Annotated in this window: 19 protein-coding genes; 9 read left to right on the top strand and 10 right to left on the bottom strand. The window is 61.6% G+C overall.

The features are described 5' to 3' along the window. Positions 1 to 49: 49 nt before the first annotated feature. The 5 genes from PSEUDOMOFG3G_RS05010 to cysM all read right to left on the bottom strand — a co-directional run bounded on the left by PSEUDOMOFG3G_RS05010 (position 50) and on the right by cysM (position 6,241). Positions 50 to 589 (bottom strand): DUF2058 domain-containing protein, encoded by a 540-nt coding sequence (locus tag PSEUDOMOFG3G_RS05010; protein WP_030142404.1) that lies wholly within the window; start codon positions 587 to 589, stop codon positions 50 to 52. A gap of 26 nt (positions 590 to 615) precedes the next feature. Next, on the bottom strand, positions 616 to 1,449 hold the full coding sequence (gene mazG / locus PSEUDOMOFG3G_RS05005) for a nucleoside triphosphate pyrophosphohydrolase (protein WP_047228730.1): 834 nt from the start codon (positions 1,447 to 1,449) through the stop codon (positions 616 to 618). A 172-nt stretch (positions 1,450 to 1,621) separates the two neighbouring features. After that, positions 1,622 to 3,868: a GTP diphosphokinase gene (gene relA / locus PSEUDOMOFG3G_RS05000; protein ID WP_047228731.1), complete on the bottom strand. Its 2,247-nt coding sequence runs from the start codon at positions 3,866 to 3,868 to the stop codon at positions 1,622 to 1,624. 100 nt (positions 3,869 to 3,968) lie between these two features. Then, complete coding sequence (gene rlmD, locus PSEUDOMOFG3G_RS04995) at positions 3,969 to 5,339, bottom strand: 23S rRNA (uracil(1939)-C(5))-methyltransferase RlmD (RefSeq protein ID WP_139049367.1); 1,371 nt, start codon at positions 5,337 to 5,339, stop codon at positions 3,969 to 3,971. Beyond that, on the bottom strand, positions 5,339 to 6,241 hold the full coding sequence (cysM, locus tag PSEUDOMOFG3G_RS04990) for a cysteine synthase CysM (protein WP_047228733.1): 903 nt from the start codon (positions 6,239 to 6,241) through the stop codon (positions 5,339 to 5,341). Before cysM ends, rlmD begins: the two co-directional genes overlap by 1 nt. 295 nt (positions 6,242 to 6,536) lie before the next feature. Here cysM and PSEUDOMOFG3G_RS04985 point away from each other — a divergent pair, with 295 nt between their 5' ends. From PSEUDOMOFG3G_RS04985 to PSEUDOMOFG3G_RS04970, 4 genes are all read left to right on the top strand, one after another. Continuing rightward, complete coding sequence (locus PSEUDOMOFG3G_RS04985) at positions 6,537 to 9,287, top strand: response regulator (RefSeq protein WP_076386570.1); 2,751 nt, start codon at positions 6,537 to 6,539, stop codon at positions 9,285 to 9,287. A 79-nt stretch (positions 9,288 to 9,366) separates the two neighbouring features. Beyond that, positions 9,367 to 10,356 (top strand): 2-hydroxyacid dehydrogenase, encoded by a 990-nt coding sequence (locus PSEUDOMOFG3G_RS04980; protein WP_139049366.1) that lies wholly within the window; start codon positions 9,367 to 9,369, stop codon positions 10,354 to 10,356. A gap of 169 nt (positions 10,357 to 10,525) precedes the next feature. After that, complete coding sequence (locus PSEUDOMOFG3G_RS04975) at positions 10,526 to 10,960, top strand: hypothetical protein (protein WP_047228735.1); 435 nt, start codon at positions 10,526 to 10,528, stop codon at positions 10,958 to 10,960. Further along, positions 10,960 to 11,364: an META domain-containing protein gene (locus tag PSEUDOMOFG3G_RS04970; RefSeq protein ID WP_047228736.1), complete on the top strand. Its 405-nt coding sequence runs from the start codon at positions 10,960 to 10,962 to the stop codon at positions 11,362 to 11,364. The genes PSEUDOMOFG3G_RS04975 and PSEUDOMOFG3G_RS04970 overlap by 1 nt, the downstream gene beginning before the upstream one ends. A gap of 101 nt (positions 11,365 to 11,465) precedes the next feature. On the opposite strand, the gene PSEUDOMOFG3G_RS04965 is transcribed toward PSEUDOMOFG3G_RS04970, so the two are convergent. Continuing rightward, positions 11,466 to 11,933, bottom strand: a complete 468-nt coding sequence (locus PSEUDOMOFG3G_RS04965; RefSeq protein ID WP_139049365.1) for a TlpA disulfide reductase family protein — start codon at positions 11,931 to 11,933, stop codon at positions 11,466 to 11,468. Positions 11,934 to 12,060: 127 nt separating this feature from the next. Here PSEUDOMOFG3G_RS04965 and arsC point away from each other — a divergent pair, with 127 nt between their 5' ends. The 3 genes from arsC to PSEUDOMOFG3G_RS04950 are packed head-to-tail and all read left to right on the top strand — an operon-like array spanning position 12,061 to position 13,434. Then, the gene (gene arsC / locus PSEUDOMOFG3G_RS04960) at positions 12,061 to 12,414 is read left to right on the top strand and encodes an arsenate reductase (glutaredoxin) (protein WP_047228738.1); all 354 of its coding nucleotides are present in this window, start codon (positions 12,061 to 12,063) and stop codon (positions 12,412 to 12,414) included. After that, positions 12,411 to 13,016: an NAD(P)H:quinone oxidoreductase gene (gene wrbA / locus PSEUDOMOFG3G_RS04955; RefSeq protein WP_047228739.1), complete on the top strand. Its 606-nt coding sequence runs from the start codon at positions 12,411 to 12,413 to the stop codon at positions 13,014 to 13,016. The genes arsC and wrbA overlap by 4 nt, the downstream gene beginning before the upstream one ends. Continuing rightward, on the top strand, positions 13,009 to 13,434 hold the full coding sequence (locus PSEUDOMOFG3G_RS04950) for a DUF2069 domain-containing protein (protein WP_139049364.1): 426 nt from the start codon (positions 13,009 to 13,011) through the stop codon (positions 13,432 to 13,434). Before wrbA ends, PSEUDOMOFG3G_RS04950 begins: the two co-directional genes overlap by 8 nt. Positions 13,435 to 13,524: 90 nt before the next feature. On the opposite strand, the gene PSEUDOMOFG3G_RS04945 is transcribed toward PSEUDOMOFG3G_RS04950, so the two are convergent. Together PSEUDOMOFG3G_RS04945 and ttcA are read right to left on the bottom strand one after the other, a co-directional pair. Then, positions 13,525 to 14,199, bottom strand: coding sequence for a DNA-3-methyladenine glycosylase I (locus tag PSEUDOMOFG3G_RS04945; protein WP_076383753.1), 675 nt, complete (start codon positions 14,197 to 14,199; stop codon positions 13,525 to 13,527). Positions 14,200 to 14,280: 81 nt separating this feature from the next. Next, a complete protein-coding gene (ttcA, locus tag PSEUDOMOFG3G_RS04940) occupies positions 14,281 to 15,105 on the bottom strand; it encodes a tRNA 2-thiocytidine(32) synthetase TtcA (RefSeq protein WP_047228742.1) in 825 nt (274 codons plus the stop codon). Positions 15,106 to 15,496: 391 nt separating this feature from the next. On the opposite strand from ttcA, the gene PSEUDOMOFG3G_RS04935 reads away from it, so the two are divergent. Both PSEUDOMOFG3G_RS04935 and PSEUDOMOFG3G_RS04930 read left to right on the top strand, forming a co-directional pair. Further along, positions 15,497 to 16,099, top strand: a complete 603-nt coding sequence (locus tag PSEUDOMOFG3G_RS04935; RefSeq protein ID WP_047228743.1) for a Yip1 family protein — start codon at positions 15,497 to 15,499, stop codon at positions 16,097 to 16,099. Positions 16,100 to 16,273: 174 nt separating this feature from the next. Then, positions 16,274 to 16,768, top strand: a complete 495-nt coding sequence (locus PSEUDOMOFG3G_RS04930) for a SprT family zinc-dependent metalloprotease (protein ID WP_047228744.1) — start codon at positions 16,274 to 16,276, stop codon at positions 16,766 to 16,768. Between the two features lie 120 nt (positions 16,769 to 16,888). Here the strand turns inward: PSEUDOMOFG3G_RS04930 and PSEUDOMOFG3G_RS04925 are convergent, their stop codons facing one another. Next, entirely contained in the window at positions 16,889 to 18,070 is a 1,182-nt protein-coding gene (locus PSEUDOMOFG3G_RS04925; RefSeq protein ID WP_139049362.1) for a CaiB/BaiF CoA-transferase family protein, read from the bottom strand. A gap of 169 nt (positions 18,071 to 18,239) precedes the next feature. Beyond that, positions 18,240 to 19,574, bottom strand: a complete 1,335-nt coding sequence (locus PSEUDOMOFG3G_RS04920) for a dicarboxylate/amino acid:cation symporter (RefSeq protein ID WP_047228746.1) — start codon at positions 19,572 to 19,574, stop codon at positions 18,240 to 18,242. Positions 19,575 to 19,705: the final 131 nt, after the last annotated feature.

The raw sequence follows: 19,705 nt of genomic DNA, 5'->3' as shown, positions 1-19,705 counted from the left end.
CCGCCATCGCGAGCAGGCTCGCTCCCACAGTTTAGTGTTCAGTTCATCCTTACCACATCAAATCATCAGGGATCTGATACGCCGCATACGGATCATCAGCATCCACTTCTTCGGTCTGGGTATTGAGCTGCACGATGCGCTTGGGATCGCGCTCCTGGATCTTCAGGGCCGCTTCGCGCGGGATCACTTCGTAGCCGCCGGCATGATGGACGATCGCCAGCGAGCCGCTGCTCAACTTGTTGCGCATCAGCGTGTTGACCGAGATGCGCTTGACCTTCTTGTCGTCGACAAAGTTGTAATAATCCTCAGTGGTCAGCTTCGGCAAACGCGAGACTTCGATCAATTGCTTGATCTGCGCGGCCCGGGCTTTCTGCTCGGCTTTTTCCTGCTGCTGACGGTTGAGTTCCTGATCGCGCTTGACCTTCTCGGCCATGGCCTCTTGGGCGGCGCGCTGCTGGGAGTCATCCAGTTCGATCTGGCCCTTGTGGGCCAGGCGCTGCTGTTTCTGTTTCTCTTTGCCGACCTGCTTGGCCTGCTTTTGGTTGACCAGCCCTGCTTTGAGCAACTGGTCGCGAAGGGAAAGGCTCATGGTGCTTACTCACTTAGGCAACAGCCTCAGCCACAGCTGGGCAAATTCTTTTCCTGACGTTTGGCTTCGCCCCATAAGGCGTCCAACTCTTCGAGGGTGCAATCTTCCATGGGACGGTGGGTGTCGCGCAATGCCTGTTCGATAAATCGGAAACGTCGCTCGAATTTCCCATTGGCGTCACGCAGGGCCGTTTCCGGGTCGATTTTCAGGTGCCGGGCCAGGTTCACTACGCTGAACAGCAGGTCGCCGATCTCATCGCTGATGGCCACCGAATCGTTGTCAGCCATCGCTTCGAGGACTTCGTCCAGCTCCTCCCGGACCTTGTCGAGCACCGGCAACGGGCCTGGCCAGTCGAAACCGACCTGAGCCGCACGTTTTTGCAACTTCGCCGAGCGGGACAACGCCGGCAAGGCAACGGGTACATCGTCAAGCAACGACAGCTGCTCCGGTGCCGAGGCCTTCTCGGCCCGCTCCTCGGCCTTGATTTCTTCCCAGCGCTGCTTGACCTGTTCTTCGCTCAGGCGCGGGATGTCCACGGGCGCGTAGAGGTCACCGGTAGGAAATACATGGGGATGGCGGCGGATCAGCTTGCGGGTGATGCTGTCGACCACGCCGGCGAATTCGAAGCGGTTTTCCTCTCGCGCCAACTGGCTGTAATACACCACCTGAAACAACAGGTCGCCCAGCTCACCCTGCAAGTGATCGAAGTCACCACGCTCAATGGCATCGGCCACTTCGTAGGCTTCTTCCAGGGTATGGGGGACGATGGTCGCGTAGGTCTGCTTGATGTCCCACGGGCACCCGTACTGCGGGTCGCGCAGACGGTTCATCAGATGGAGCAGGTCTTCAAGGCTGTACATCAATCCAACTCATCACAAATCACCCTGTGGGAAATAATCCACTGGGAGTATGCCTGTGAAAGCAAAACTTGCTCGCGATTGAGGTGGTGGCCCCAACGTATGTCGGAACTGATCCACCGCTATCGCGAGCAAGCTTTGCTCCCACAGGCTCGCTCCCACATTTGGACCGCGCTTAACCCGGCGTGCGATTACGCCGGGTCTCGATGATGTTCGGCAGTTGGGAAATCCGCCCCAGCAACCGCCCCAGCGCATCCAATCCCGGAATCTCGATGGTCAGGGACATCAGCGCCGTGTTGTCTTCCTTGTTCGAACGGGTGTTGACCGCCAACACGTTGATCCGCTCGTTCAGCAACACCTGGGACACGTCACGCAGCAGGCCGGAACGGTCGTAGGCGCGGATGATGATGTCCACCGGGTAGGTGAGCACCGGCACCGGGCCCCAACTGACCTGGATGATCCGCTCCGGCTCACGGCCGGCCAGTTGCAGCACCGAAGCACAGTCCTGGCGGTGAATGCTCACCCCACGGCCCTGGGTGATGTAGCCGACGATCGCATCCCCAGGCAACGGCTGGCAGCAGCCGGCCATCTGGGTCATCAGGTTGCCCACGCCCTGGATCTGGATGTCGCCGCGCTTGCCCGGTTTGTAGCCGGTGGCTTTGCGCGGGATCAGTTCCAACTGCTCGTTGCCGCGTTCCGGCTCCACCAGTTGCTGAGCCAGGTTGACCAGTTGCGCCAGGCGCAAGTCGCCGGCACCGAGGGCGGCGAACATGTCTTCGGCGGTCTTCATGTTGGCCTTTTCGGCCAGCTTGTCGAAATCCACCTGCGGCAGGCCCAGGCGACTGAGTTCGCGCTCGAGCAAAGTCTTGCCGGCGGCGACGTTCTGGTCGCGGGCCTGCAATTTGAACCAGTGAACGATTTTCGCCCGCGCTCGCGATGTGGTGATGTAGCCCAGGTTCGGGTTCAGCCAGTCGCGGCTCGGCGTGCCGTGTTTACTGGTGATGATCTCGACCTGCTCACCGGTTTGCAGGCTGTAGTTGAGCGGCACGATCCGCCCGTTGATCTTGGCGCCACGGCAGTTGTGGCCGATCTCGGTGTGGACGCGATAGGCAAAGTCCAGCGGCGTGGCACCCTTGGGCAGGTCGATGGCGTGGCCGTCGGGGGTAAAGATGTAGACCCGATCCGGCTCGATATCGACCCGCAATTGTTCGGCCAGACCGCCGATATCACCGAGCTCTTCATGCCACTCGAGCACCTGACGCAGCCAGGAGATTTTCTCTTCGTAGTGGTTGGAGCCCGACTTGACGTCGGTGCCCTTGTATTTCCAATGGGCGCAAACCCCCAGCTCGGCTTCCTCGTGCATGGCGTGGGTGCGAATCTGCACTTCCAGCACCTTGCCCTCCGGACCGATCACCGCCGTGTGCAGCGAGCGATAGCCGTTTTCCTTCGGGTTGGCGATGTAGTCGTCGAACTCCTTGGGGATGTGCCGCCACAAGGTGTGCACGATACCCAGCGCGGTGTAGCAGTCGCGCATTTCCGGGACCAGTACGCGAACGGCGCGAACGTCGTAGATCTGGCTGAACTCCAGGCCTTTGCGCTGCATTTTGCGCCAGATCGAATAGATGTGCTTGGCCCGGCCGCTGATGTCGGCCTCAACGCCGGTGGCCTGCAATTCTTCCCTCAACTGGGTCATCACATCCGTGATGAAGCGCTCGCGATCCAGGCGCCGCTCATGCAGCAACTTGGCGATCTGCTTGTACTGGTCGGGCTCCAGGTAGCGGAAGGACAGGTCCTCCAGCTCCCACTTGATATGGCCGATGCCAAGGCGATGGGCCAGGGGGGCGTAGATGTCGAACACTTCCCGGGCGACGCGGTTGCGCTTTTCGTCGTCGGCGGATTTCACCGCGCGGATCGCGCAGGTGCGTTCGGCCAGTTTGATCAGTGCGACGCGCACGTCGTCGACCATGGCCACCAGCATCTTGCGCAGGTTCTCCACCTGGCCCTGGGTGCCCAGGACCATGGACTGGCGTGGACTGAGACTGGCACTGATCGCCGCCATGCGCAGCACGCCGTCAATCAGCTTGGCGACCACCGTGCCAAAACGCTGGCTGACCACCGGCAATTGGATCTGCCCTTCGCGCACACCGCGGTATAGCACCGCAGCCACCAGGGAGTCCTGGTCGAGCTTGAGGTCGGCAAGGATTTCGGCGATCTCAAGGCCCGTCTGAAAACTCGAGGTGCCTTCGGACCAGAGGTTCTTCGCCGCGTTGTGCTGCTGTTCCGCTTCACGCGCGAACTCGCAGGCTTCTTTCAAGGCTTCGCGATCCAGTGCCGTGTCGATACTGACCGCGTGATCGAGCCAAGCCTCGAGATTGATACTGCCGTCGGTGTTGATCGGCTGGTGTGCTCTCACCTGTACCATCTTTACATACCTTCCCTATGACGCAGATTCAATGCGTCAATAACGCTGACCTTCGTTGCCCGTGTCCCCGCCCAGGGCTGTGGCGGTTGGCACGAACGGGTCAGTCGGACAAGCCATCCTGGCTCGCTTCAAATAACGCCATGGCCTCGACATGTGCCGTCTGAGGAAACATATCGAGAATCCCGGCACGTTTTAACCGGTAGCCCTGCTTGATCAATTCGACCGTGTCCCGGGCCAAAGTTGCCGGGTTGCACGATACATATACCAACCGCCTGGCACCCAGGGATGCCAGTTTGCGCACCACCTCGAAAGCACCGTCGCGGGGTGGGTCCAAGAGTACCGCAGAAAAGCCTTCGCCGACCCACTCGGCACCCGACAACGGCTGGGATAAATCGGCCTGAAAAAAGGCAGTGTTATTCAAATTGTTGCTGACGGCATTGGCCGCCGCGCGGTCAACCATGGCCTGTACACCTTCCACCGCCACCACTTGGCGCACCGCCTTGGCCAGGGGCAAGGCAAAGTTGCCCAGGCCGCAGAACAAGTCCAGCACCCGCTCCTCGGCTCGGGGCGCGAGCCACTCCAGGGCTTGGGCCACCATCGCCTCGTTGACCCCGGCATTGACCTGGATGAAATCCCCCGGCCGGTAAGCCAGCTCCAGGTCCCAGGCCTCAAGGCGATAACCCAGCGTCTGTCCCGGTTCGACCGGTTGCGGCTCGCCCTCACCCTGCAGCCACAACTGGGCTTGGTGGGCGGCGCAGAAATCCTTGAGGATCGTCAGGTCAGGCGCCGACAGTGGCGACACGTGCCGCAGCAACACCGCCAGGGACGAGCCAGCAAACAATTCCACATGTCCCAGCGCCTGGGGCTTGCTCAGGCGACGGAGCATGTCCGGCAAGCGACTCATGATCGGCTGCAAGGGTTGTACCAGTACCGGGCAATCGCCGATGGCCACGATGTCCTGGCTGCCGACGGCACGAAAACCCACTTCGAGTTTTTTTGCCTTCTGATCCCAGCGCACCGCCACGCGGGCACGACGCCGATAACCCAGTTCCGGCCCGCTCAATGGCGCAGCCCATTCATCCGGCTGCACGCCGGCGACCCGCGACAACTGCTCGGCGAGCATGCGCTGTTTCAGGGCGAGCTGTTCGTTGTGGGGCAAATGCTGGACGCTGCAACCGCCGCAGCGACCGGCATGCACGCACGGCGCCGCACGGCGCAGTTCACTGGACAGGAACACTCGCTCAGTGCGGGCATCGACCACTTTGCCATGGGCCCCCAGCACCCGCGCCTCGACCTCTTCGCCGGCCAGGGCGCCGATCACGAACCAGGTGCGCCCGTCCAGAAAGGCAATGCCCCGGCCATCGTTGGCCAAGCGTTCGATGGTCAAGCGCTGCTTCTTTCCGGTGGGCACCTGCGGGGCCCGGCTTCCGCCGCTGGGCTGGAAGCGCAGACCTCTTTCTTGCTTGGCCATCAGTTGGGCGCGTCGAAAATGCCGGTCGACAAGTAGCGGTCGCCGCGGTCGCAGATGATCGCGACAATGACCGCGTTTTCGACTTCCTGGGACAAGCGCAGCATGCCCGCCACGGCACCGCCCGAAGACACGCCGCAAAAGATGCCTTCTTCACGGGCCAGACGACGGGTGATGTCCTCGGCCTCGCTCTGGGCCATGTCGATAATGCGGTCCACGCGGTCGGCCTGGTAGATTTTCGGCAGATACTCCTCGGGCCAGCGACGGATGCCGGGGATGGCCGAGCCTTCCATCGGTTGCAGGCCGATGATCTGCACGTTCGGGTTCTGTTCTTTCAAATAGCGCGAGGTGCCCATGATGGTGCCGGTGGTGCCCATCGAGCTGACGAAATGGGTGATGGTGCCATCGGTCTGGCGCCAGATCTCAGGGCCAGTGGTGGTGTAGTGGGCTTCGGGATTGTCCCCGTTGGCGAACTGGTCGAGCACCTTGCCGCGACCCTCGGCCTGCATCCGCTCGGCCAGGTCCCGGGCGCCCTCCATGCCTTCGTCTTTGCTCACCAGGATCAATTCGGCGCCATAGGCGGTCATTGCGGCCTTGCGCTCGGCACTGGAGTTGTCGGGCATGATCAGGATCATCTTGTAGCCCTTGATCGCCGCCGCCATGGCCAAGGCAATACCGGTGTTGCCAGAGGTCGCCTCGATCAGCGTATCGCCGGGGCGGATCTGCCCACGCAATTCGCCACGGGTGAGCATCGACAGCGCCGGCCGGTCCTTGACCGAACCCGCCGGGTTATTCCCTTCGAGCTTGAGCAAAAGCGTATTGCTGGTCACGCCGGGCAGGCGCTGCAAACGAACCAGCGGAGTGTTGCCGACGCAATCGGCGATAGTGGGGTACTGCACGGTCATGGCGTATTCGCAATCCGGACTGCGGGGGCGCCTATCATACCGGCAAACCTTGCCAGGCCATATCACGCAAAGTGTGGTGGTTATGGCTTATGGGAATAAGCAACGAAAGTGGGCTGCAAGCTGCCACTCAGAAATCCTGATTGAAGGGATCGCCGAGGCACGGCAACCGGCGAGACCGATGCACGGCGACATCAATTTTACGAAGATTGCCTGCCCGCAAGTCGCTACACTGCGCAGGTATTGCGTGCCGGATGCGCGCAAAGCTCAAACAGACCGCTGGATGCAGGAGAAAAGTGTGCTCAAGAAACTGGGAATCAAAGGCCGCGTGCTGTTGCTGACCCTGTTGCCGACCAGCCTGATGGCGCTGGTCCTGGGCGGCTACTTCACCTGGATGCAGCAATCGGACTTGCATGCCCAGTTGCTGCAGCGTGGCGAGATGATCGCCGAACAGCTGGCGCCGCTGGTCGCCCCGGCCATGAGCCACCAGGACACCGATCTGCTGGAGCGGATCGCCACCCAGTCCCTCGAGCAAGCGGATGTGCGCGCCGTGACCTTCCTGGCTCCCGATCGCACATCGCTGGCCCACGCCGGCCCGACGATGCTCAACCGAGCCCCGGAGGGCAACAGTGCCCAATTGCTGCAACGCACCGGCAACGATGCCACGCGTTACCTGCTGCCAGTATTCGGCAAGCACCGCAACCTGGCCGGCGAGCTGATTCCCGAAGAAGCCGATCGGCTGCTGGGTTGGGTCGAACTGGAGTTGTCCCACAGTGGCATGTTGCTGCGCGGCTATCGCAGCCTGTTCGCCAGCCTGCTGTTGATCAGCGCCGGCCTGTGCCTGACCGCACTGCTGGCGTTACGCATGGGTCGCACGATCAACCGGCCCCTGAGCCAGATCAAGCAAGCCGTGGCGCAACTCAAGGACGGCCACCTGGAAACCCGTCTGCCGCCTCTGGGCAGCCAGGAACTGGATGAGCTGGCGTCGGGCATCAATCGCATGGCCAGCACCTTGCAGAATGCCCAGGAAGAGTTGCAGCACAGCATCGACCAGGCCACTGAAGACGTGCGCCAGAATCTGGAAACCATCGAGATCCAGAACATCGAGCTGGACCTGGCCCGTAAGGAAGCCCTGGAAGCGAGCCGGATCAAGTCCGAATTCCTGGCGAACATGAGCCATGAAATCCGTACGCCGCTCAACGGCATCCTCGGCTTCACCCATCTGCTGCAGAAAAGCGAATTGACCCCGCGTCAGCTCGATTACCTGGGCACCATTGAAAAATCCGCCGACAGCCTGCTGGGCATCATCAACGAGATCCTCGACTTCTCGAAGATCGAGGCCGGCAAACTGGTGCTGGACAACATTCCGTTCAACCTGCGGGACTTGTTGCAGGACACCCTGACCATCCTCGCCCCCGCCGCCCACGCCAAACAACTGGAGCTAGTGAGCCTGGTCTACAGGGACACGCCCCTGTCGCTGGTGGGCGATCCGCTGCGCCTCAAGCAGATCCTGACCAACCTGGTGAGCAATGCCATCAAGTTCACCCGCGAAGGCACCATCATCGCCCGCGCCATGATGGAAGACGAACACGAAGACAGCGTGCAACTGCGCATCAGCATTCAGGACACCGGTATCGGCCTGTCGAACCAGGACGTACGGGCCCTGTTCCAGGCGTTCAGCCAGGCCGACAATTCCTTGTCCCGGCAACCGGGTGGCACCGGCTTGGGCCTGGTGATTTCCAAGCGGCTGGTGGAGCAGATGGGTGGCGAAATCGGCGTGGACAGCACGCCGGGCGAAGGCTCGGAGTTCTGGATCAGCCTGCGCCTGCCCAAGACCCGTGACGACGCCGAAGATTTGCCTGGCCCGCCGCTACTGGGTCGGCGCGTAGCGGTGCTGGAAAACCATGAACTGGCCCGTCAGGCCCTGCAACACCAGCTCGAGGACTGCGGTCTGGTGGTGACACCGTTCAACACCCTGGAAAACCTGACCAACGGTGTGACCGTCGCCCACCAGACCGATCAGGCGATCGACCTGGCGGTGCTGGGCATCACCAGCAACGACATGCCGCCGGAACGCCTCAGCCAACACATCTGGGATCTTGAGCATCTGGGCTGCAAGGTACTGGTGCTGTGCCCCACCACTGAACAGACGCTGTACCACCTCTCCGTGCCCAACCCCCACAGCCAATTGCAGGCCAAGCCGGCCTGCACGCGCAAGTTGCGCCGCTCGCTTTCCGACCTGGTCAACCCGCGCCCGCCCCGCAACGAACCCAACGAACCGGTGGGCAGCCGCGCACCCAAAGTGCTGTGCGTGGACGACAACCCGGCCAACCTGCTGTTGGTGCAAACGCTGCTCGAAGACATGGGCGCCAAGGTGCTGGCGGTGGAAAGCGGTTATGCGGCGGTCAAGGCCGTGCAAAAGGAAACCTTCGACCTGGTGCTGATGGATGTCCAGATGCCCGGCATGGACGGTCGCCAGAGCACCGAGGCGATCCGCCAATGGGAAAGCGAGCGTCATTGCACGCCGCTGCCAATCGTCGCCCTCACCGCCCACGCCATGGCCAACGAAAAACGCGCCCTGCTGCAAAGTGGCATGGATGACTACCTGACCAAGCCCATCAGCGAACGGCAACTGGCCCAGGTGGTGCTTAAATGGACCGGCCTGGCCCTGCGTAACCAGGCGCCGGACCGGAGCACCGACGCTCAGGGCGGCAGCGAACTGCTGGTGCTCGATCATGAAGAAGGCCTGCGCCTGGCCGCCGGCAAGGCCGATCTGGCGGCGGACATGCTGGCGATGTTGCTGGCGTCCCTGGAAGCCGACCGCGAAGCGATTCGCCAGGCCAGCGAGGCCAATGATCACAACGCCCTGATCGAACGGGTCCACCGCCTGCATGGCGCCACTCGCTACTGCGGCGTGCCGCAATTGCGCGCCGCCTGCCAGCGCAGCGAGACCCTGCTCAAGCAACAGGACCCCAAGGCCGAGGCCGCTTTGCAGGAACTGGAACGTGCCATCGACCGCCTGGCTAACGAGGCACGCATCAGCGCCTGATCCAGGGCAATAGCCCAAAACCCGGGATCAAGGAAAATCTAAACGCCTAGAGGCTTATCTTTTGTGCCAGGAGGCCGCCATGCGCGCGATTCTTTTCAGCAGCCAGACCTACGACCGCGACAGTTTCAGCAAAACCCCGGCGCCCGCTGGCCTTGAACTGCAGTATCAGCCGGCACGCCTGAACCTCGACACCGTGGCCCTGGCCGAACACCATGAAGTGGTGTGCGCCTTCATCAACGACGACCTGAGTGCCCCGGTGCTGGAGCGGCTGGCACAGGGCGGCACGCGGCTGATCGCCCTGCGCTCTGCCGGCTATAACCATGTCGACCTGGCCGCTGCCAAACGGCTGGGGTTGAGCATCGTCCGGGTGCCGGCGTATTCGCCCCATGCCGTGGCCGAGCATGCCGTGGCGCTGATCATGGCCCTCAATCGCTGCTTGCATCGCGCTTACAACCGCACCCGGGACGGCAATTTCAGCCTCCATGGGCTGACCGGTTTCGATCTGGTGGGCAAGACGGTCGGCGTGATCGGCACCGGGCAGATCGGCGCGACGTTCGCGCGGATCATGGCCGGCTTCGGCTGCCGGTTATTGGCCTACGATCCGTCCCCCAACCCGCAGGTCCAAGCCCTGGGCGCTCGCTACCTGCCCTTGGCCGATCTGCTGGCGCAAGCACAGATCATCAGCCTGCATTGCCCGCTCAACGAGCAGAGCCGACATTTGATCAACGCCGATTCATTGGCTGCCATGCAACGTGGCGTGATGCTGATCAACACCGGACGCGGCGGCCTGGTGGACACACCCGCCTTGATCGAGGCGTTGAAAAGCGGTCAGTTGGGCTATTTGGGGCTGGATGTCTATGAGGAAGAAGCGCAACTGTTCTTCGAGGACCGCTCCGACCTGCCCTTGCAGGATGATGTGCTGGCTCGGTTGCTGACGTTCCCCAACGTGGTGGTCACCGCGCATCAGGCCTTCCTGACCCATGAAGCGTTGGCCGCCATCGCCGCGACAACCCTGGACAACATCGGCGCCTGGGCCGCCGGCACCCCACAAAACCTGGTGGACAGCTGAGCATTACCCTTGTGGGAGCGAGCCTGCTCGCGATTACGATGGGCCTGTCAGCATGGCGTCGACTGACGCCCCGCTATCGCGAGCAGGCTCGCTCCCACAGGGGATTTCGTCGCCTGGATCATCCCAACCCATGGCCCGTGCTAGCATATCGCGCCTATCTGGAGGACCCATGGCCGAACACGATTTCCGCTACACCCTGATGAACCCGCAACACACCCTGACCGAGGTCCGCGCCCTGGCGCCGGGCCGTTATCAGGTCACCGGCAACGGCGGTTCGATTCAGGCCAACGATGTGCTGCTCGTCACCCTCAAAGGCAGCAAGGATTTGTCCATGCGCCTGACCGTGGACACCGTTCGGCACTTGCTCAAGCCCATGGGTCAATGGACCGCCATGACCACCGGCCCGGTGTTCGGGGAGCTGGCGATCCACACCTGGCAGGTCAACTGCGACCGCTGCGCCAAGCAACTGAGCTTTGAATTTGCCGTCGACGCCAAGCTCGGCGTCAAGGCGCAGAAGCCGGCCGCCACCGCGCGCATTGCCGAGCTGGGCTGGACCACCGTCGGTGAAAAACACCTGTGCCCGACCTGCCAGGAAGCCGCCTGATGAAACGCCTGGCCCTGACCGCGCTGATCGGCGCCGGCCTGATGGGTTGCGCCGCCGAGCCGGTGCAATTGCAGCAAAACCGCAGCTACATCCTGGAATGGATTGGCGAACGGCCCTTGATGGACTACAGCAACCTGACCATCACCCTCGGGGACGACGGTCGAGCCTACGGCAACGGCGGCTGTAACCACTGGTTCGCGCCCTACACCCTGGAAGGCCACCGATTGAGCTTCGGCAAGATCGGCAGCACCCGCAAACTCTGCGCCCCGGCGCTGATGGAGCAGGAGACGCGCTTTTTGCAGGCCTTGGAAAAGGTCGAACGCTGGGACATCTCGCCCATCGAGCAAATGCGCTTCTGGCCGGCCCAGGGCAAGCCCCTGCGGTGGTGGCTGGAGGAAGGTTGAGACCCGTTAAAACACGGACATAGGTTGCACCCGTGGCGCGGGAGCAAGCTCCCTCGCCACAAAAGCCTCCTTGCCTCCTTGCTCATTGCCACAAAGAGGGGTTATTTGAACGCCTGCAACGCCTCAAGCTTGGCCATCACCGCCGCCGCCGTCTGTTCCCCCAGCATCTGCTCGCGCACCTTACCCTGGTTGTCGATGATGTAAGTCACCGGTAACCCTTCGCTGCGCGGGATATCAAAAAAGTCGGCCGGGTCCCGGGCCAGCACGGTGAAGCCGATGCCCATTTTCTCGCTGGCGCTCTTGAGCTCCTCACCTTGCACCTGATCAAAATTGACCCCGAACACCCCCACGTTACGGCCCTTGAGCTGTTCGGCCAGGGCATTGAACTCGGGGATTTCGGTACGGCACGGTGCGCACCACTCGGCCCAGTAGTTGAGCACCACCCACTGTTTATCCAGCCGTTTTGAGGCGATAGCCTGACCGTTCTGGTCAACCCCGTAGTCATTCCCGCAGCCGGCGAGCAACAAAATCCCCATGAATGCCAGTGCCGTCGTCAATCGCCTTGCCATGTGCCAATCCTTGTATTGAATGTGAACGTCGGCGCGGCCCACCGTTTTCGAACGCGCCCGTCTCAGGTGCCTGGTACCTCGCGACACAGTAGAATAGCCGCCACCTTACGCAAGATGCGACCCGCTCATGACCGATCTGACGCTATATCACAACCCGCGCTGCTCCAAATCCCGCGGTGCGCTGGAACTGTTGGAGGCCCGTGGCCTGACGCCCACCGTGGTCCGCTACCTGGAAACCCCGCTCGACGCAGCGCAGTTGGAACGCCTGTTGGCCAAGCTCGGCATCACTGCCCGGCAACTGCTGCGCACCGGTGAGGACGAATACAAGACCCTGAACCTGGCCGATGAAAACCTGAGCCAGTCCCAACTGATCGCCGCCATCGCCGCTCACCCCAAACTCATGGAACGACCGATTCTGGAAACCGCTGACAAGGCCGTGATCGGGCGCCCGCCAGAGAAGATCCTGGAGATCCTGCCGTGAGTACACCGTACATTCTGGTGTTGTATTACAGCCGCAGTGGCTCGACCAACGAAATGGCCCGGCAGATCGCCCGGGGCATCGAGCAGGCCGGGCTGGAAGCGCGGTTGCGCACGGTGCCGGCAATTTCCGCCGAGTGCGAAGCGGTATCGCCGGACATTCCCGAACAAGGCCCGCTGTACGCCAGCCTCGATGACCTGAAAAACTGCGCCGGCCTGGCCCTGGGCAGTCCGACCCGTTTCGGCAACATGGCCGCGCCGCTGAAATACTTTCTCGATGGCACCAGCAACCTGTGGCTGACCGGCGCCCTCGTGGGCAAGCCGGCCGGTGTGTTCACTTCCACCGCGAGCCTGCATGGCGGCCAGGAAACCACTTTGCTGTCGATGATGCTGCCGCTGTTGCACCACGGCATGCTGATCACCGGCCTGCCCTACAGCGAGTCAGCCTTGATCGAAACCGAGGGCGGAGGCACGCCGTACGGCCCGAGCCATCACGCCGGGGCCGACGGTAAAAGCGGCTTGAACGAACATGAAGTGGCGCTGTGCCGGGCACTGGGCTTGCGCCTGGCAAAAACCGCCCTACTGCTGGAGAACGGCCGTGGCTAAGAAGCCGAAAATCCTGCCGCCCATTCAGTGGCTGGAACCGCGGGTACGCATCGCCCGGGCCCTGAGCCTGCTGTGCTTTTTCGGGCTGGTGGGGTTGCTCTGTGTGTATTACCTGCTGATCGCCGACCTGCACGGCGCGCGCCCCTGGGTAATTCTGCTGATCGAGCTGGTGCCGCTGCTGATACTGGCGCCAGGCATGATCAGCGGCAGCCCCCGCGGGCATTCGTGGATGTGCTTTGTGGTGAACCTGTACTTCATCAAAGGCGCGCTGGCGGCCTATGACCCGAACCGACAGGTGTTCGGTTTGCTGGAAATGGCGGCGAGCGTGGCGGTGTTCTGCTCGGCGCTGCTGTATGTGCGCTGGCGGTTTCAGTTGAACCGGCGGTTGGCTGGAGAAGGCGAGATTTCCGTCGCCTGATAGAAGGCTATCGCGAGCAGGCTCGCTCCCACATGAGATTTGTGGCGTTCACAGATCCCCTGTGGGAGCGAGCCTGCTCGCGATGCGTCCTCAATGATTGACGGTATACGCCAGCATCATCGAAATCTGGCTCATGGGCCTTCCACCACTCTCTTCATGCCACTGGTTGAAGGCCTGCTGCACCGTCGCCAGATCCCGCAGGCTGGTGGGAACTTTGTCGATGATGTCCTGCGCATTGAGCGCCGCCACCACGTCATAACTGGGCACAAAAGTGTCCTTGCCCATCATCCGCAGGAAACGCGGAGCCGACAGACCGCCCAGTTGATGGCCGTGCTTTTTCAGGTAGGTCCACAGGCCTACGATGTCGGTCACCGGCCAGTCGGCGATCAGCGCGCCAAAGCTGCCTTTTTCATGGGCCACGTCCAGTATCAATTGCGCGTTGCGCGGCACGCTCTTGAGCTTGCCCAAGTGACGGATGATCCGCGCGTCCTGCATCAGCCGCTCCAGGTGCTCGGCGCTCATCAGCACGACTTTTTCCGGGTCGAACTTGAAAAACACTTCCTCGAACGCCGGCCACTTGGCGTCCACCAGGCTGTGCTTGAGCCCGGCGCGAAACACCCGCAACGCCATGGTCGAGAGGTAGCGGTCGTCGCTGATCTTGCGCAGTTGGGCCGGGGTCTTGGGAACAGGCAGGTGGGCTTCCAGTTCAGCCGCCGAACCGAAGCGGTTCAGACAATACTCGTGCAGCCACTTGTAATCGCGCATGCCCTCTCCTGGGGTCGGAAATGAAAACGGCGCTCTAAGTGGCCTGGCCACGAGCGCCGTGAATAGGAGCCGCTGAGTTCGTCAGAGGTTCACCACGTTGACGAATCGCGGCGTGGCGCTTTCGTCGATGCGCAGGTTGGTGAAGTCGAACAGGTTACGGTCCGCCAGTTGCGACGGAACGACGTTCTGCAAGCCGCGGAAAATGCTCTCGGTACGGCCCGGGGTCTTGCGCTCCCACTCCTGCAGCATCTCCTTGACCACCTGGCGTTGCAGGTTTTCCTGGGAGCCGCACAGGTTGCAAGGGATGATCGGGAACTGCTTGAAGTCTGAATAGGCCTGGATGTCTTTCTCGCTGCAGTAGGCCAGCGGGCGGATCACCACGTTGCGCCCGTCATCGGCGCGCAGCTTGGGCGGCATGGCTTTGAGCGAGCCGTTGTAGAACATGTTGAGGAAAAAGGTCTCGACGATGTCGTCACGGTGGTGCCCCAGGGCCATCTTGGTCGCGCCGATCTGGTCGGCAAAGGTGTAGAGCGTGCCACGACGCAGGCGTGAGCACAGCGAGCAGGTGGTCTTGCCTTCCGGGATCAGTTCCTTGACCACCGAATAGGTGTCCTTCTCGACGATGTGATATTCCACGCCCAGCGATTGAAGGTAGGCCGGCAACACATCCTCGGGGAAACCGGGCTGCTTCTGGTCCATGTTCACCGCGACAATGTCGAACTTGATCGGCGCAACCTTCTGCAAATGCATCAGCACATCGAGCAAGGTGTAGCTGTCCTTGCCGCCGGACAGGCAGACCATGACCTTGTCGCCGTCTTCAATCATATTGAAATCAGCGACCGCCTCACCGGCCTGGCGGCGCAGGCGCTTTTGCAGTTTGTTCTGGTTGACCGTAAGAGTGCCCATGACGCGAAATCCGTGAGGTGTGACGAAAGGCCGGCATTTTACGCAAAAAATCCCGAATATGGCACCGCCCCTGTGGCGAGGGAGCTTGCTCCCGCTGGGTTGCGAAGCAGCCCTCTGGGCTCGTCTGTTGGCCTCTGCTTCGCAGCCGAGCGGGAGCAAGCTCCCTCGCCACAGGAAATCTCTTGGCCATGGGAAGCGCTCACAGATCACGCCGCGATTAGCCTGCTCCTTTACAGCGCGATTTGCTCTAAGCCCCCCATCCCCCTGGCGAGAACTCCTTTCTATACTGCGACATAAGGTCGCACACACTTACAGACCTGTACTTACTCGGCCGTTTGGCCCGTAGGCGCTCCGTTGGGGGGCGATGGCAATAACAAAGGAGTGACTGACTATGATCCATCATGTCGTGGGGCTCTTTACCCACCCTGATCAAGAATGGAAAGAAATCCGTGGCGATCAGGAGGAAAGCATCAGCCACATGTACCTCACCCACACGCTGATCCTGGCGGCCATTCCCGCGGTATCGGCGTTTATCGGCACCACGCAGGTGGGATGGGTCATCGGCAACCGGCCTCCGGTGATGCTCACCCAGGAAAGTGCGCTGTGGATGACCATCATGTCGTACCTCGCCATGTTGGGCGGTGTGGCGGTGATGGGCGCCTTCGTGCACTGGATGGCCCGCACCTATGACGCCAACCCGAGCCTGGCGCGCTGCGTCGCATTCGCCACCTACACCGCGACCCCCTTGTTCATCGGCGGCCTGGCGGCGCTCTATCCGCACATGTGGCTGGGGATGATCGTCGGTACGGCAGCGATCTGCTACACCGTCTACCTGCTGTATGTGGGCCTGCCCACTTTCATGAATATTCCTCAGGACGAGGGTTTTCTGTTTTCCAGTTCGGTGCTCGCCGTGGGCCTGGTGGTGCTGGTGGCTATCATGGCGTTTACGGTGATTGTCTGGGGGCTGGGCGTCGGTCCGGTGTATACCAACTGAAGGGTTCGAACCCGCTCAGGGTTCCCTTCTGAAAACAAAGCAATATCTGCCAATACAGGCCGCCGCAAGGCGGCCTTCCTGTGTTTGGCGCTGGCGAAACGACCACTGGGCGTCTGGGCGATTCGCAACGGCCGGCGCTTGCGGCATACTCAAGCCTCTGGAGACCCGTACAGCATGCTTGAGCAACTCAATACCCGCGTCGAAGAGTGTTACCAACAAGCCGAAACCTTTTTCAAACGTCCTTTCAAACGTCCCGTGGTCAGCTTCAAATTGCGTGGCCAGAAGGCCGGTGTCGCGCACCTGCATGAGAATCTGCTGCGCTTCAATCCACAGTTGTACCGGGAAAACGCCGAAGACTTTCTCAAGCAGACCGTCGCCCACGAGGTTGCGCACCTGATTGCCCATCAGCTATTCGGCGAACGCATTCAGCCCCATGGTGAAGAGTGGCAACTGATCATGCGCGGCGTGTACGAACTGCCGCCCAACCGCTGCCATACCTACGAGATCAAGCGCCGCAGCGTGACCCGTTACATCTACAAATGCCCCTGCGACGGCAGCGACTTCCCCTTCTCGGCCCAGCGTCACAGCCTGGTACGTCAGGGGCGCCGCTATTTGTGCCGCAGTTGCCGCAATACCTTGGTGTTCAGTGGGGAGACTCGGGTGGAGTAGCAGGTTTTTGTGGCGTCTGGGCTGGCCCCATCGCGAGCAGGCTCGCTCCCACAGGAATTCTGTGAGTGCTATAGATCCAGTGTGGGAGCGAGCTTGCTCGCGATGAGGCCCGAAAGAACGCTACAAAACCACCCCGGCATCGCGCAGTTGCGCAATCCGCTCAACACTAAACCCCAACTCCCCCAACACCTGATCCGTGTGCGCTCCCAGCCCCGCGCCAATATGCCGAGGCTCGGGCAAGCCGTGCGAGAACTTCAACGGACAGGCCATCTGCGCCTGGCTCGAACCATCGCCACGAGGCACCTGGGTCACGACGTCCCGGGCCGCCAACTGGGGATGCCTGAGTGTTTCTTCCAGGCTCAGCACCGGTTCGACGCAAGCATCAACCCCCGCAAACAACCGGCACAGCTCAGCGAAATCATGCTTCTGGAATTCAGCCTGCAATTGCTGCTTTAGCTGCCGTTGCTGATCTGGATGGGGCGACAGCCCCTGGGCCGCCAGCTCCGGCCGTCCCAGGGTCTCGCACAACGCCTGCATGAAGACCGGCTCCAGGCTGCCCACCGACATCCAACGGCCATCCCGGGTGCGGTAATAGTCATAGAAGCTGCCACCGTTGAGCATCTGGTTTTCCCACTCAGGTGCCACGCCGCAGGCCAGATAACCGGCACCGGCCAAAGCGTTGAGGCTGAACACACAGTCGGTCATGCTCACGTCCAGATGCTGGCCCTGCCCGGTCTGCTGACGGGCGATCACCGCCGCCAACAGCCCGATCACCCCGTGCAGGGAACCACCGGCGATGTCCGCCGCCTGAATGCCCAGCGGTAATGGCCCAGCGTCGGCACGCCCGGTGTGGCTGGCGAGCCCCGCCAGGGCCAGGTAGTTGATGTCGTGGCCGGCGCGGTCCTTGTAGGGCCCGGTCTGGCCGTAGCCGGTGATGGACACGTAGATCAATCGGGGATTGATCGCCTTCAAGGCTTCGTACCCCAGGCCCAGCCGCTCCATCACACCGGGGCGGAACTGTTCCAGCAGGATGTCGTGGTCGCCCAGCAACTGCTTGATCACCTCCAGCGCCGCCGGCTGCTTGAGGTCCAGGGCCAGGCTGCGCTTGTTGCGGTTGAGGTAGGCATGGCTGGCCGAGACGCCCTGATCATGGGGCGGCAGTATCCGTAACAGATCCGGGCGGGTCGGCGACTCGATGCGCAACACCTCGGCCCCCATGTCCGCCAGCAACAATGAGGCGAACGGGCCGGGCAGCAGGGTCGAGAAGTCCAGAACCTTGAGCGATGCCAGTGGGCCTTGCATGGGCGATCTCCGCGTGATGATGCCCTCAAGACTAGGCAGGGGTTGGCGGTGGAGCAATTACCGCAGATGTCAGTCTGGCTGACCATTGCGCTCAGCAACAGCATCCTCGACTGAAAAATCCCTCAAATAAAAAAACCCGCCGAAGCGGGTTTTTTATTGCAGCGAAAGGTTACTTCACAGCAGCAGGGGTTGGGCCTTCGGCCACGCCCAGGTCGTCTTCTTCACGGGTGTCGGAGATGCCGCGACCGCCGGAAGCCAGTTCGCTCTGCAACTGGTCTACGTCCAGTTCCTTGACCCACTTGGCAACCACGATGGTGGCCACAGCATTGCCCACCAGGTTGGTCAGGGCGCGGGCTTCGGACATGAAGCGGTCGATACCCAGGATCAGCGCCAGGCCGGCTACTGGCAGATGACCCACGGCCGACAGGGTGGCCGCCAGCACGATGAAGCCGCTACCGGTCACGCCGGCAGCACCTTTGGACGACAGCAGCAGCACCAGCAACAGGGTGATCTGGTGAGTCAGGTCCATCGGCGTGTCGGTGGCCTGGGCGATGAACACCGCAGCCATGGTCAGGTAGATCGAAGTGCCGTCGAGGTTGAACGAGTAGCCGGTCGGGATCACCAGACCCACCACGGATTTCTGCGCACCCAGACGCTCCATCTTGATCAGCATGCGTGGCAGGGCCGATTCCGACGAGGAAGTACCCAGCACGATCAGCAGTTCTTCACGGATGTAACGGATCAGCTTGACGACACTGAAGCCGTGGGCCCGGCAGATGGCGCCCAGCACCACCAGGACGAACACCACACAGGTGATGTAGAAGCAGATCATCAACTGGCCCAATTGCACCAGCGAACCGACACCGTAGGCGCCGATAGTGAACGCCATGGCACCGAACGCACCGACGGGCGCCAGTTTCATGATCATGTTGATGATGTTGAACATCACGTGGGCGAAGCGATCGATGAAGTCCAGCACCGGCTTGCCGTAGGCACCCAGGCGATGCAGGGCGAAACCGAAGATCACCGAGAACATCAGCACTTGCAGGATATCGCCATTGGCGAACGCGCCGACGATGGTGTTCGGGATCACGTTGAGGATGAAGGCCACGATGCTCTGGTCTTTACCGGCCGAGATGTAACCGGCGATCTTGCTGGTGTCCAGGGTCGTCACATCGATGTGCATGCCGGCGCCCGGTTGCACGACGTTGACCACGACCAGACCGATCAACAGGGCGATCGTGGAGACGATTTCGAAGTACAGCAGCGCGTAGCCACCGGTCTTGCCCACCGACTTCATGTTCTGCATGCCGGCAATACCGCTGACAACGGTACAGAAGATGATGGGAGCGATGACCATTTTGATCAGTTTGATGAATCCGTCACCCAGCGGTTTGAGGGCAACGCCGGTCTGCGGATAGAAGTGGCCGAGCAAAATGCCGATGGCAATGGCTACGATCACCTGGAAATACAGGGATTTGTACAGTGGCTGACGAGTCGTCATGGCAAACCTTCCTCAAGCGTCCCGTGTGACAACATCCACCTGTCGTCCACGAAACCTCAATTGCGAACCCTCCTGCACTGGAGGGATTTGTTTTGGCGGCTGCACGGCGGCAGACCTGCGGATGCCTATCG

Source organism: Pseudomonas sp. FG-3G (assembly GCF_901007645.1).
Lineage (GTDB): Bacteria > Pseudomonadota > Gammaproteobacteria > Pseudomonadales > Pseudomonadaceae > Aquipseudomonas > Aquipseudomonas rhizophila.
This window is presented reverse-complemented; position numbering and strand designations above follow the sequence as displayed.

Excerpts from the sequence above, each read along its gene's own strand:
- relA (WP_047228731.1), bottom strand. The coding sequence starts at position 3,868 with ATGGTACAGGTGAGAGCACACCAGCCGATCAACACCGACGGCAGTATC.
- cysM (WP_047228733.1), bottom strand. The coding sequence starts at position 6,241 with ATGACCGTGCAGTACCCCACTATCGCCGATTGCGTCGGCAACACTCCG.
- PSEUDOMOFG3G_RS04980 (WP_139049366.1), top strand. The coding sequence starts at position 9,367 with ATGCGCGCGATTCTTTTCAGCAGCCAGACCTACGACCGCGACAGTTTC.
- PSEUDOMOFG3G_RS04975 (WP_047228735.1), top strand. The coding sequence starts at position 10,526 with ATGGCCGAACACGATTTCCGCTACACCCTGATGAACCCGCAACACACC.
- rlmD (WP_139049367.1), bottom strand. The coding sequence starts at position 5,339 with ATGGCCAAGCAAGAAAGAGGTCTGCGCTTCCAGCCCAGCGGCGGAAGC.
- PSEUDOMOFG3G_RS04930 (WP_047228744.1), top strand. The coding sequence starts at position 16,274 with ATGCTTGAGCAACTCAATACCCGCGTCGAAGAGTGTTACCAACAAGCC.
- PSEUDOMOFG3G_RS05010 (WP_030142404.1), bottom strand. The coding sequence starts at position 589 with ATGAGCCTTTCCCTTCGCGACCAGTTGCTCAAAGCAGGGCTGGTCAAC.
- ttcA (WP_047228742.1), bottom strand. The coding sequence starts at position 15,105 with ATGGGCACTCTTACGGTCAACCAGAACAAACTGCAAAAGCGCCTGCGC.
- PSEUDOMOFG3G_RS04925 (WP_139049362.1), bottom strand. The coding sequence starts at position 18,070 with ATGCAAGGCCCACTGGCATCGCTCAAGGTTCTGGACTTCTCGACCCTG.
- arsC (WP_047228738.1), top strand. The coding sequence starts at position 12,061 with ATGACCGATCTGACGCTATATCACAACCCGCGCTGCTCCAAATCCCGC.
- PSEUDOMOFG3G_RS04970 (WP_047228736.1), top strand. The coding sequence starts at position 10,960 with ATGAAACGCCTGGCCCTGACCGCGCTGATCGGCGCCGGCCTGATGGGT.
- PSEUDOMOFG3G_RS04935 (WP_047228743.1), top strand. The coding sequence starts at position 15,497 with ATGATCCATCATGTCGTGGGGCTCTTTACCCACCCTGATCAAGAATGG.
- PSEUDOMOFG3G_RS04945 (WP_076383753.1), bottom strand. The coding sequence starts at position 14,199 with ATGCGCGATTACAAGTGGCTGCACGAGTATTGTCTGAACCGCTTCGGT.
- mazG (WP_047228730.1), bottom strand. The coding sequence starts at position 1,449 with ATGTACAGCCTTGAAGACCTGCTCCATCTGATGAACCGTCTGCGCGAC.
- PSEUDOMOFG3G_RS04920 (WP_047228746.1), bottom strand. The coding sequence starts at position 19,574 with ATGACGACTCGTCAGCCACTGTACAAATCCCTGTATTTCCAGGTGATC.
- PSEUDOMOFG3G_RS04965 (WP_139049365.1), bottom strand. The coding sequence starts at position 11,933 with ATGGCAAGGCGATTGACGACGGCACTGGCATTCATGGGGATTTTGTTG.